Source organism: Arenibacter sp. 6A1, from assembly GCF_012272855.1.
Classification (GTDB): Bacteria; Bacteroidota; Bacteroidia; order Flavobacteriales; family Flavobacteriaceae; genus Arenibacter.
Window position 1 is genome coordinate 60,992 of record NZ_JAAXCQ010000016.1, and the last position, 12,734, is coordinate 73,725.

Sequence of the window (12,734 nt, forward strand, 5' to 3'; positions counted from 1 at the left end):
TTAAAACTTAATGGTTAGAGCCAAACCGTAAACTGGATTGGCGGTAATTTTATTTATATCCAAATATGGCCTAAAATCCATACTTAGGTTGTCATCTACATTAAATTGTTTTAAATGAGCGTCGACATTGGCGTCTACTATATTTAAAACATACATCCCTATAGTGGCTAAAAGCCACAAATCTCTATCGTTCTGATATCTTTCTTGGGCATCTTCCAAGGCCTTATCAGAAAAATCGGGGGCCGACCCAGGAGGGTTTGGACTGCCTAAATCGTAAAATTCGTCATCGGTAAATCCGGCTTGCCTACGTTTAAAAGCCGTACGAAAGCGATCATAGAGATCGTCATTGTACATATAGGCATATACTCCGGTGCCTATGGCAGCAAATACAATGGGGGTTTTCCAGTAACGTTTGTTGTAAATTTGTCCAAGACCGGGAAAAACAGCGGAATAAAAAGCAGCTTTACTAGGAGCCAAGGGGTTAATACCTCTTTTTTTTATGGAAAGGGTGTCTATGACAGTGATGCCTTCTTTTTTAAGAGAAGTCTTAATAGAGTCCGAGGGTTGAGATTTCTTCTTGTCGTCTTGAGCTGTGCCAAGAACTACAAAAAAACAAAGAAACACCCATGATACAAGAGTTTTATTCACCTGTGATCAATTTTTTTAATCGACTAAATTCTTCCTTAGAATTAAAGGCAATAGTAATTTTACCTTTTCCTTTTTCCGAAGCTTTAATATCTACTTTGGTTGATAGGTAGTTCGAAAAAGAACCAAGATTTTCTTTAATAAATTCTGGCTGAAGGTTTGGCTTTTTTTGGACTGGAGGAATATTTGCTCCAGCATCGCCGTTTAGTATTCTTTCTTGATATTCCTTAACAGCTTTTTCTGTATCTCTAACCGAAAGGTTTTCGCCTACGATTTTCTCATAGAGTGCTAATTGGTCTTTTTGCTTCTCTATATTTACCAAAGCCCTTCCGTGGCCCATAGAAACAAAACCATCGCGAATACCGGTCTGAATAATAGGGTCTAACCGTAGTAAGCGAAGGTAGTTGGTGATGGTTGAGCGTTTTTTTCCGACTCTTTCGCTCATTTTTTCCTGAGTCAATTGAATTTCATCAATTAACCTTTGGTATGATAAAGCTATCTCTATAGGGTCTAGATCTTGTCGTTGGATATTTTCTACCAAGGCCATTTCCAAGGACTCTTGGTCGTTGGCAATACGGATATAAGCCGGAATGGTTTCTAAACCGATCAGTTTGGAGGCCCTAAAACGTCGTTCCCCAGAAACTAACTGATAGCTATTAAAATCGAGTTTTCTGACCGTAATGGGCTGAATAACCCCTAGTTCCTTAATGGAAGAGGCCAGTTCTTGCAGTGCTTCATCGTTAAAATTGGAACGTGGTTGGAAAGGGTTTACTGAGATGCTTTCCAGATCTAATTCTACAATATTGCCAACTACTTTATCGGCATTTTTGTCGGATACCGATTGTATATCATTGTTAGGGTCTTTTAATAAGGCCGATAGGCCTCGTCCTAGTGCTTGTTTTTTGATTGCTTTCGCCATTATACTGTTTCCTTGTTTTTCACTACAACTTCATGGGCCAAATTTAGGTAATTGGCGGCTCCTTTACTACTGGCGTCGTATTTAATAATGCTTTCTCCGTAACTAGGGGCTTCGCTAAGTCTAACATTTCGTTGAATGATAGTGTCGAAGACCATTTCGGAAAAATGGTTTTTTACTTCTTCCACCACCTGATTTGATAATCGTAGTCTAGAATCGTACATGGTGAGTACCATGCCCTCTATATCTAAGTCTGGGTTATGGATTTTTTGAACACTTTTAATAGTGTTTAATAACTTGCCCAATCCTTCCAAGGCAAAATATTCGCACTGAATAGGGATCATGACAGAGTCTGCCGATGTTAAGGCATTAAGGGTCAGAAGCCCTAGAGAAGGAGCACAGTCTATAAGAATATAGTCGTAATCGTTTTTCAGGTCTCTTATTGCTTTTTTCATCATATACTCCCTTTCGTCCTGATCTACAAGTTCTATTTCAATAGCAACAAGATCAATGTGGGCAGGAATAAGGTCGACATTAGGAGAAGAGGTTTTTACAATCATTTCCTTGGCAGCTTTGGTATGCTCCAAAAGTTGATAGGTGCCATACGCTACACTTTCGACATCGATACCTAAGCCAGAAGTGGCATTTGCTTGTGGATCAGCATCAATAAGTAATACTTTTTTTTCCAAAACCCCCAAAGAGGCAGCCAAGTTTACCGAAGTAGTAGTTTTTCCTACCCCTCCTTTTTGATTCGCAATAGCAATTATTTTGCCCATTTTCCTAGTAAGTTAGAGGGTAAAAATACAATTATTTATGGTGTTATAAAATGTAATTTGTTAACACAAAGTGAATAACTTAAGGTATAATTTGTTAAATAAAGTTAATAACTAAAGGTGGTCGCGAACAATAAATGATTATAGGGGGCTTAATCGATCAATATTTTCAAAATTTCAATGGCGGCATCGCTTATTTTAGTCCCTGGACCATAAATAGCCACCGCTCCAGCATCATGTAAGTAGGCGTAATCTTGTTTAGGAACTACCCCTCCGACGATCACCATAATATCTTCACGTCCATGGACTTTTAATTCCTGTAATACTTGTGGTACCAATGTTTTGTGTCCACCTGCTAAAGAGGAGACCCCTAGAATATGTACGTCGTTTTCCACGGCTTGTTTTGCGGCTTCTGCCGGGGTTTGGAAAAGTGGACCTATATCTACATCGAAGCCTAGATCGGCATAGCCGGTTGCCACTACCTTTGCCCCACGGTCGTGCCCATCTTGGCCCATTTTTGCAATCATGATACGTGGCCTACGGCCTTCCTGCTCTGCAAAAATGTCGGCCAATTCGCGTGCTTTTTTAAAGCTATCATTATTCTTTATTTCTTTTGAATACACCCCGGTAAACGATTTTGTTTCTGCTATATGGCGCCCAAAAGCTTCTTCAAGAGCCGAACTTATTTCTCCTAAAGTAGCTCTGGCCTTTGCAGCCTTGATCGCTAAAGCTAATAAATTTTCGTCATTATGAACCGGTCCTCGACTGCTTTTGTCATTGGCTGATGCTTTTTGATGGGCTGTATCCGTCAGGTTTTTTAGAGCCTGTTTCACCGCCTCTTCCTTTCTGTTTTTCTTTACTTCTGCTAAACGGCTCAGTTGTTGCCTTCTCACCGCTGCATTATCGACTTCTAGGATTTGAAGGGTATCTTCTGAGGAATATTTATATTTATTGACACCTACAATTATATCCCTATCGCTATCGATACGGGCTTGTTTTTTTGCCGCAGCTTCTTCAATTCTTAATTTAGGAATGCCTGCTTCAATAGCCTTGGTCATACCGCCTAGAGCTTCTATTTCTTCAATTAGTTTCCAAGCTTTTCTGGCAATTTCGTCGGTCAGTTTTTCTACGTAGTAACTTCCTGCCCAGGGATCTACCGTGTTTGTAATTCCGGTCTCCTGTTGCAAGAACAATTGGGTGTTTCTGGCAATACGGGCCGAAAAATCGGTAGGTAGGGCAATGGCCTCGTCCAATGCATTGGTATGCAGGCTTTGGGTACCCCCAAAAGCAGCCGCGGCCGCTTCTATGGTAGTACGTGCAATATTGTTAAAGGGATCTTGCTCCGTCAGACTCCAGCCACTAGTTTGGCTATGGGTGCGCAACATCAAACTTTTTTCGCTTTTTGGATGAAACTGTTGTACCAGTTTGGCCCATAGTATCCTTCCCGCCCTCATTTTGGCGACTTCCATAAAATGGTTCATTCCTATGCCCCAAAAGAAAGATATCCTGGGGGCAAAGGTGTCTATGGACATTCCTGTTTTTAGTCCGGTTCTGATGTATTCTAGGCCATCGGCAAGCGTATAGGCCAATTCTATGTCTGCCGTAGCCCCTGCTTCGTGCATGTGGTAACCAGAGATACTGATACTGTTAAATTTTGGCATATACTTGCTGGTATACTCAAAAATATCGGAAACAATTTGCATGGAAGGTGCTGGGGGATAGATATAAGTATTTCGCACCATAAATTCCTTTAAGATATCGTTTTGTATGGTGCCAGCAAGATCTTTGATAGCAACGCCTTGTTCTTCTGCAGCTACGATATAAAAAGCCATAATCGGTAAAACGGCACCGTTCATGGTCATGGAAACCGACATTTTATCTAAAGGGATGTCCTGAAATAAAATTTTCATATCCTCAACAGTATCAATGGCTACTCCGGCCTTACCAACATCGCCCACCACCCGTTCATGGTCACTGTCATAGCCTCTATGAGTGGGAAGATCAAAAGCCACTGAGAGGCCTTTTTGCCCCGCTTTTAAATTTCTACGGTAAAAAGCATTGCTTTCTTCCGCGGTGGAGAATCCGGCGTACTGCCGTATGGTCCATGGCTTTTTTACATACATAGTAGAATAGGGGCCTCGTAAAAAAGGCGGAATCCCGGCGGCAAAATTTAAATGTCCTATTCCTTCAATGTCATCGTGGTTATATAGAGATTTTAAAGCGATGCCTTCAGCAGTTTCAAAGGTAGTGGGCTTTTCTTTCCCAGAGTTGGCCGCCATCTTCTTGTCCTGCCAATCTATAGGTGATTCTTGGGAAGGCACTAGTTGTATGTGTTGAAGATTTTTTCTTGCCATGGTATCTAAAGATGATTAGGTAGGTTTAGTACAATATTTGTTGGTGTCATAGAACCAAAAATACTACGGTAACGGTAATTGTTTATGCTTGTTCTTGTTTTAACCTATTTTGTTCCAGGGTTTCCGACAGTCTTTTCTCTATAATTGGTTCAATAAGGGTTTTTCTGGTTTTGATTTTTACAAAAGGGTAAAGCTCTAGCATGTCTTTCATTGCGTCTTCCTTGGAACTATATTTATTGGTTCCAACAAGGATTTTTTCTTGATGGTTAAATAGCTGTTCTTCCTTGACGGCATTTTCCTTGATCTTTTTCTGTATTTGGTGTTCTTTTAACTGTACCAAAAAACCTCCGCCTTTTTCAATTAGCTTAAAGAGGTCCAAAGCTTTTGAAGCTAGTTGATGCGTTAAGGATTCTATATAATAGGAGCCCGATGAAGGGTTATTTACTTTGTCAAAATAACTTTCATTTTTTAGAATCAGCAACTGATTTCTGGCCATGCGTTCTGCAAACTCATTATCTCTGTGATAAATGGCATCATAGGGAGTGTTGCAGATAGTATTGGCCTCGCCCAATATGGCCGACATACATTCTGTAGTGGTACGGAGCATATTGGTATTGTAATCGTAAATGGTTTTATTGCGTTTGCTAGGGATAGCAATGATATGGCAGTTGGGACGGGCACCGTATTCGGTGGCCAGGGAGGCAAATAGCCTGCGTAAAGCCCTTAATTTTGCTATTTCAAAGAAATAGTCGCTACCCACGGCTACTATAAAGGTAATAGTATGCTGCTGTATCCCTGCTTTTTGGGTATTGTTTATATGGTTTAAATATTCGTTGGCATGGGCTAGGCCATAGGCCAATTGTTGGGTGATATTAGCACCTGCATTTTGATATAAAGTCATATCTACCCCCAAGGTCGTAGCGTGGCCCAGTGATACTATAGTATCTAGTTTCTTATGGTCTTCTTTTAGGTTGAAGAACCAATTGCCCTGCCTTGCCAAATGACCAATGATATCTATATTCAGAAATATTTTGGCCGATTTGTTTTTGCCAAGCTCGAGAATGGACCTAGTATAATCCTCGGAAAGAAATTGAAGGTCGAAATAGATTGGAGTACTCGCCAGGTCTATACCCTTTAAGAGCTCTTGAATTTCGGTTTCTGCGGAAGGCACTGTAAAATAGATACTTTCGGCACCACGGGAAATAGCATCTAAGGCTTTGTTGTTGGCTACAATCGCATTTCCCGAAAATATTTTTTGACAAATTCTCCAATTGTTTTCCTGGGGAAAGGAGTTCAAAGGTAGGTCTGTTATATCTTCTGAATTGTAAAAAGGCTTAACCTTAATACCTTCAGGTGATTCCCATACCAAAGTTTCGTTATAATCGGCCCCTTTGAGGTCTACCTGAATTTTTTGTTTCCAAGCCTTGGATGTTGTTTCGGAAAATTCACTAAATAGATCGGGTTTTTCCATTATTTTTTAGTTTTTAAACTATCCTCGTATTCTATTAAATAAATTTCTTCGTTCTTCCTTTTTAGGTAGTACTGTTCCCTAGCAAATTTTTCGAGTTCGTTTTTGTCCGATAATTTTTCGATAATCAATTTGTCTTTGGCAATTTCTTCCTTTAAAAACTGTTGTTGTTTTTCTAATTTTTCAATTTCCTCTTTGAGTTCCCAATGTATTAAAAGGGAATTGGTGTCAAAAAAAACCATCCAAATGACAAACACCGTAAGGATCAACACATAGGTGTTGGTAACAATGCCAAACCATTTTTTCTTTCTTATACCCTTCATGCCCATATATGATTATCCTATTTTGTCGTTTATAATGGTACGTACTATATCTACGGCAACGGTATTGTATTTATTGTTCGGAATTATAATATCGGCAAATTCCTTGGTAGGTTCTATAAACTGATCGTGCATGGGTTTTAAAGTATGTTGGTAACGGTTAAGTACTTCCTCTAAATCACGTCCACGTTCATTAATATCTCTTTTTAACCTTCTAATGAGGCGTTCATCCGAGTCTGCATGTACAAAAATTTTAATATCGAATAATTCACGAATTTCTGGTTGTGTCATGATTAAAATTCCTTCTACGATCATTACCTTTCTAGGATGTGTAAGAATAGTATCCTTGGTCCGATTGTGGTTCACAAACGAATAAATCGGTTGATGTATTGGTAGACCCTCTTTTAAGCTTTTGAGGTGACTAACGAGCAAGTCAAAATCTATGGCCCGTGGATGATCGAAATTTATTTGTGAACGCTCCTCATAGGTCAAATGGGACAAATCATTATAATAGGAATCTTGAGAAATAACTCCCACCTCCTCATTAGGAAATTCATTGATAATTTGGTTGACGACAGTTGTTTTTCCACAGCCTGTTCCTCCCGCAATCCCTATAATTAGCATGCTTGTATTTTTTGTTTCAAAAATAAGGATTTGGCACGAAACCAACCCGATTAAAATAAATGGCTACCGTTAATAAAAGATATTCCTTAATGAACAGTACACCGAATTTGACTTTTTAGATGTAAAGATGTCAAAAACCTTCAATAAGGAATTAAAACACAGTCCATATCCTATGTACATTCTCTTCCGTAATAGGATCCAACCCTATTGGTTATTGTCGACTTTTGTTGTCTTTTTACGTATAACGAAACCTTAAGAGGTTTAGGTTTTCTATATAGGATAGCCTCTCGTAGCATCTTTGTGAAAGTTAAGGAATGTTTTTTTAACAAAAAAATGGATTTAAATCAGTGAAATCCCTATGATTTATTAGTGTTTTTTATTTTTATAAGTGATTAAAAATTAACAGTTTGTGGACGGTGATATTAAATACCTTTGTTCTTGTAATAGTTACTAATATATGAGAAACCTCTTTTTAATTTTCTTCGGTTGTTTTATGTTTTCATGTCCTATGTGGGCACAGAAAGAATTGCCCTTACATCTTGATGATGCTAAATTAAAACCCTTAAGGAGTTTAGAGCACACTCTTTTGCAAAAGAATTTAGAGAAGGAGCTCATGGCCAATGCCCGTTGGAAATCGCTCATGAACCAAAAGAAAATGGCTGTCGGGATTGTAGATTTGAGGAATCCAGAACAAGCAAAATTTGCCAGTATCAATGGTGCCCATATGATGTATGCAGCAAGTTTGCCCAAAATAGCAATATTATTAACCTCCATGGATGCCATAGAAAAGGGAGAGTTGCAAGAAACTGACGAAATTAAACGAGACATGCGTTTAATGATCAGTAAGTCTAACAACCAGGCTTCTACAAGAATGATAGACCGATTGGGGTATGATAAAATAGAGTCGGTAATGACCGACCCTCAGTACAAATTCTACGATAAAAGCCGCGGGGGCGGTCTTTGGGTAGGAAAACGTTATGGCGGAGGTGGGGATACCAATAGGGAGCCCTTGAAAAATTTATCGCATGCCGCTACTGTAAATCAGGTCTGTAGGTATTATTATATGTTGGTAAACGGGAAATTAGTAAATAATCAACGCTCCAAACAAATGCTGGACATTATGGGGGAACCAGAACTACACCATAAATTTGTGAACACACTAGATCAAATTGCGCCCACGGCAAAATTGTTCCGGAAATCGGGTTCTTGGAAAAACTTTCATTCGGACTCAGTCTTAGTGTGGGGAAAAAATCCTTCTAGACGTTATATTCTGGTAGCATTGGTCGATGATCCCAATGGGGACGAAATTATTAGGAGCCTAGTAAGGCCCGTAGAGAAAGTTTTAAAGAAGACCGTAAATACAGTGGCTTTAAATTAAGACGACCTAATAAATAGTCCAAGAATTTTCTTCTGGCTATAACGGCTTTAGTCTCTTTGTAATCAATTATTTCCTTAAATTACCACGGGATGAATCTTGTGAGATGGTTGGCCTTACGGCAAGGGTCATAAATAAGATTCAAAAGGAAACATAATACAAAGAGCTAAGATCGTAATCATTTATGCTAAGAACTTTACTGACAAGATTATTCGATATTCGCGAGGGTGAGTATAAGGTGTCCTTATGGATGCAGGCATATATTTTTATAATCATTGCCACCTTGCTTATTATTAAGCCAACTGTTAACGCATTATTTCTTTCGGAATTAGGGGTAGAAAATTTGCCATTTGCTTTTTTATGGGTGGCCTTAACAGCAGTGATAAGTTCTTATTTCTATACTAAGGCGCTGCGTAAATTCCCTCTTAATAAAATAATAGAAACCACTCTTATGGTTTCTATAGTGCTTCTTTTAGGACTGGGGGTATTTTTACAATTGGGGGCACGCACCAATTGGGTGCTCTATTTCTTTTATGTTTGGGTGGCTATTTATGCCGTGTTATCGGCTTCTCAATTTTGGGTATTGGCCAATTTGGTGTTTAATATAAGGGAGGCAAAGAGATTGTTTGGGTTTATTGGCTCTGGCGCAATTTTGGGCGGTATTTTTGGAGGCTACCTCACTTCTTTGTTAGCACCAATCATAGGAGTCGAAAATGTCATATTTGTTGCAGCAGGTTTATTGATGTTAACCCTGCCTTTATTGCGCAAAATTTGGCGTAATAGGGTTAAGAAACTCAATGATTTTAAGCAAAAAAAACGAAGCGTCTCCCCAGAGGAAAGGCCAATTGCCCTGATAAAAAAATCGAAGCACCTTAGTTATGTGGCCGGAATAGTTGGAGTGAGCGTTATAGTAGCCAAATTAGTCGACTACCTCTTTAGTGGTTTTGCCTCATCTGCTATTCCCGACCCCGATGAACTAACTTCCTTTTTTGCCTTTTGGTTTTCTACCTTCAACGTTTTATCTTTAGGGATTCAATTGTTTTTTACCCAACGGGTGGTTGGCGTTTTTGGAGTGGGCTTTTCCCTGGTCTTATTACCGCTTGGGATTTTGATCAGTAGCAGTTTGTTCTTTGTTTTCCCTGAGCTCGCTATTGTTATTTTAATTAAAGCGATAGATGGCACCTTAAAACAGTCGATCAACAAAAGCGCTATAGAGCTGTTATCGCTACCATTGCCTTTTGAATTAAAGAATAAAACTAAATCCTTTATCGATGTGGTAGTCGATAGCATAGCTACTGGTATTGCTGGTTTTATTTTGATTTTTGTCATCAAGGGCTTCGAGTTAAGTACTACCTATATTGTTTCTATTATTCTTATCCTAGTTGGAGTATGGGTGTATTTTGTAAAGAAGGTAAGAAGCGAATATTTTAAAACTTTCAGGGAAAACCTAACATTACTGACCGATAAGAGCGGTCATAAAAAACTACCAGTAAAACCTGTTTCTGTGATACAGGGAATGAAAACAGTTTTTGAAAGCGGTTCCGAGACACAAATTTTGTTTATGCTTAAAAAGCTTCTCGAAATAAATGACAAACGATTTGAGTTAGAAGTGCAGCAACTATTATCGCACCCAAGTGATAAGGTAAAAACGGCAGCCATACAGAACATGTATTTCCTAAATAGCAATACAATGGTTACTCAGGTTCCAGCACTATTACAATCTGAGGACGCGGAACTTGTTACTGCTACGCTTGCTTATTTGTTATTGCATTCCAACAAAAATAGTGCTGTAGTTTTTGATAGCTATTTGTCTGATGAAAATCCGCATATTTCCGATGCCGCTCTCTTGTGTTTAGCTCGTGAGGCGAGGGATAATTATTCCTTAAAACAACACTACAACTTGGAAGGACTCATTGAAAAGAAGATAACTTATGTAGCAGCTCATCCCGAGGACGAATTTGGGTTACATATGCTGTTGAAGACCATTGGTGCGGCCAATATCCCTAAGTTCCATTCTTTTCTTATTAATTACTTTGAGCATGCCGACACCAAGGTTGTACGTATAGCCATTGAAGCTGCTGGCGCTACTTTAAACGGAATGTTGATTCCCCATCTTTTATCCTTTTTACCCCACAAAGGGTATCGGGAGAGTGCTATTTTAGCCCTACATAACTATGGAAGGGAGCTGCTTCCCCAATTAAGGGCTATGGTGGCAGACCGAAAAATTACGGAGGCCTATCACCAATACATTCCCAAGGTTATGGAAACGTTCAACTCTCAAGAAGCTGTCCGGAATTTGTTCTTTTTGCTAGAAGATAAGGATTTAAATATGCGGTTAGAGGCCCTGCGCTCCCTGAATAGTTTGAAGCGAAATACGCCAAGGTTAAAATTTAATAAATTTAAAGTGGTAGCGATTATTCTGGAAGAGTGTAAAATGTACCATCAAACGTTATCCGCTATGCATGCACAAATTATTATTGCTTACCGAAACAGGAAAAAGTCTAAAATACAGGTGAGTGCCGAGGAATATGATGCCAGAGCTACCTTGTTGGATTTGTTGGAAAGGCGGTTAGATTTGGGGCTTGAACGAATTTTTAAACTATTGGGATTAAAGTATCAACAAGGCGATGTTGAAATAGCCTATTCGGGCCTTCTTAGTGAACGACAAGAGGCTCAGGCCAATGCCATAGAGTTTTTGGACAACCTTCTTACCGGAAATCTTAAGCGTACCCTATTGCCCATTGTCGAGAGTACTATTTTAGACGTAACTACCGAAGAAGGGATACAGAAAATAAAGCATAAGATTCCATCAGAATTAGACTGTTTCCAAATGTTGATAGAGGCTCATGATTTAAAATTAAAATTAGCTGTTTTATATCTTATTAAAGTACAAAAGGACATTCGCTACCTTCCTCTTGTTGAAAAATTAAAGGATAGTGAGGAAGTTAAAATACGAACTTTTGCCCAAGAGGCCTTGTTGGCGTTGGGGGATATCGCTAGCCCTTCTTAACAATTTTATCAATATTGGTCGCTAGGGTCATATGATCAGTGGCCGAATTTTTTCGCAATACATTGGTCATCAAGACCACCATATAGGTACAGTTGTTAGGGTGTTCTATAATAGCAACGGAATTCATAAAGTTGCTTATGTTGCCCATGTATTTACCGCAGGGCTCACCACTGGTTTTGTTGCATTGGTAAAGGCTTCCAGATTTAAAATATACGGCGGCCTCTTTTAGGGCGGGCGATTGGGCATATCTAATACGGCGATCAGTCATATACATAAGGCGTTTCATTTCCACGCTCGATTTTTCATCGACAACATTGCCTTGTTCTAATTTGATCAAAAACTTCATTATACCTATAGGGCTACCAATACTACCTCCTTTATCGCCTACATAGTTATTGGCTCCTTTGGTAAAAAAACTTCCCAAACGCCATTCGTCCGTAGTAATCCCTAATTTCCGTAGTGGTAGGTTTACCACACTATTTCCTAAATCTGTCAGTTCTTTTCTCGGGGTAGTTGCAAAATAGGAATCTGCCTGTTCTTGGGTCAAGTTGGGGTAGTCCTTGCCAAAAGCGGCCATAAGCATCGCTTCTCGCCATACGATACTGGCTGCGCCGTTATTACTTACCGATAACATATGGTCTGTCCATTCAAATAAGCTAAATACATCACTGGGAATTACTTGCCTTTTGAGCAGTTTATTGGTTTCTATATTAAAAATAGGAATGGTATGCGAATCTGTCATTCCCCATTGGCCAGCTTTTACAGATTTAGTACGCAATAACTCGAGTCGTTTTTCAAAGGAGTCGGGGTATATATTAGCCAATTGGGTAAACAAGGCTACTAGTACGGCTATTTTTCCGACACTTCCAGGTTGGTAGCCAGCGGTTTCATTACGTTTTGCAAAACGAAGGTTTTCCGGATCTGAAATATCTAAAACGGCAATGGAATAGCTTTTGTCCAAGCCTCTGAAAAGTCCGTTTATTTCGCTCTGAAAGTTGTCGTTTACCTTAAAAAAGGAATTGGTGCTGTCATTTTTTTTGGCAGTTAGGTTTAGGGAAATATCCATATAAGACTTCATGGCTCCCGGTGGAAGGGTGTTCGGTTCTTTGATAACGCCATTTTTTATAAGTTCTACTCGCAGTAGTCGTTTAATACCAGTACGGGTATACCCGTCAATAGGATAGTAGGCGATCGTGGTAAAGGCCAAACAGAATAGTGCAGGTACTAGAAATTTTAAATGATTTTTCAT

10 protein-coding genes are annotated in these 12,734 nt (G+C 39.3%); 2 read left to right on the forward strand and 8 right to left on the reverse strand.

What is annotated here, in order from left to right:
* The 7 genes from HCG49_RS14210 to udk all read right to left on the reverse strand — a co-directional run bounded on the left by HCG49_RS14210 (position 1) and on the right by udk (position 7,100).
* The gene (locus HCG49_RS14210) at positions 1–648 is read right to left on the reverse strand and encodes a DUF5683 domain-containing protein (RefSeq protein WP_168470196.1); all 648 of its coding nucleotides are present in this window, start codon (positions 646–648) and stop codon (positions 1–3) included.
* Entirely contained in the window at positions 641–1,564 is a 924-nt protein-coding gene (locus HCG49_RS14215; RefSeq protein WP_168470197.1) for a ParB/RepB/Spo0J family partition protein, read from the reverse strand. Before HCG49_RS14215 ends, HCG49_RS14210 begins: the two co-directional genes overlap by 8 nt.
* Positions 1,564–2,337, reverse strand: a complete 774-nt coding sequence (locus HCG49_RS14220; protein ID WP_168470198.1) for a ParA family protein — start codon at positions 2,335–2,337, stop codon at positions 1,564–1,566. The genes HCG49_RS14215 and HCG49_RS14220 overlap by 1 nt, the downstream gene beginning before the upstream one ends.
* Before the next feature lie 149 nt (positions 2,338–2,486).
* A complete protein-coding gene (gene scpA / locus HCG49_RS14225; protein WP_168470199.1) occupies positions 2,487–4,688 on the reverse strand; it encodes a methylmalonyl-CoA mutase in 2,202 nt (733 codons plus the stop codon).
* 82 nt (positions 4,689–4,770) lie between these two features.
* Complete coding sequence (locus tag HCG49_RS14230; RefSeq protein ID WP_168470200.1) at positions 4,771–6,159, reverse strand: methylmalonyl-CoA mutase subunit beta; 1,389 nt, start codon at positions 6,157–6,159, stop codon at positions 4,771–4,773.
* The gene (locus HCG49_RS14235) at positions 6,159–6,485 is read right to left on the reverse strand and encodes an FtsB family cell division protein (RefSeq protein ID WP_168470201.1); all 327 of its coding nucleotides are present in this window, start codon (positions 6,483–6,485) and stop codon (positions 6,159–6,161) included. Before HCG49_RS14235 ends, HCG49_RS14230 begins: the two co-directional genes overlap by 1 nt.
* 6 nt (positions 6,486–6,491) lie before the next feature.
* The gene (gene udk / locus HCG49_RS14240; protein WP_168470202.1) at positions 6,492–7,100 is read right to left on the reverse strand and encodes a uridine kinase; all 609 of its coding nucleotides are present in this window, start codon (positions 7,098–7,100) and stop codon (positions 6,492–6,494) included.
* Positions 7,101–7,557: 457 nt separating this feature from the next.
* On the opposite strand from udk, the gene HCG49_RS14245 reads away from it, so the two are divergent.
* Both HCG49_RS14245 and HCG49_RS14250 read left to right on the forward strand, forming a co-directional pair.
* The gene (locus HCG49_RS14245) at positions 7,558–8,478 is read left to right on the forward strand and encodes a serine hydrolase (protein WP_168470203.1); all 921 of its coding nucleotides are present in this window, start codon (positions 7,558–7,560) and stop codon (positions 8,476–8,478) included.
* Positions 8,479–8,659: 181 nt separating this feature from the next.
* Positions 8,660–11,485: an Npt1/Npt2 family nucleotide transporter gene (locus HCG49_RS14250; protein WP_168470204.1), complete on the forward strand. Its 2,826-nt coding sequence runs from the start codon at positions 8,660–8,662 to the stop codon at positions 11,483–11,485.
* Here HCG49_RS14250 and HCG49_RS14255 read toward each other — a convergent pair.
* Positions 11,472–12,734: a serine hydrolase gene (locus tag HCG49_RS14255; RefSeq protein WP_168470205.1), complete on the reverse strand. Its 1,263-nt coding sequence runs from the start codon at positions 12,732–12,734 to the stop codon at positions 11,472–11,474. The two genes, HCG49_RS14250 and HCG49_RS14255, sit on opposite strands and share 14 nt — an antisense overlap.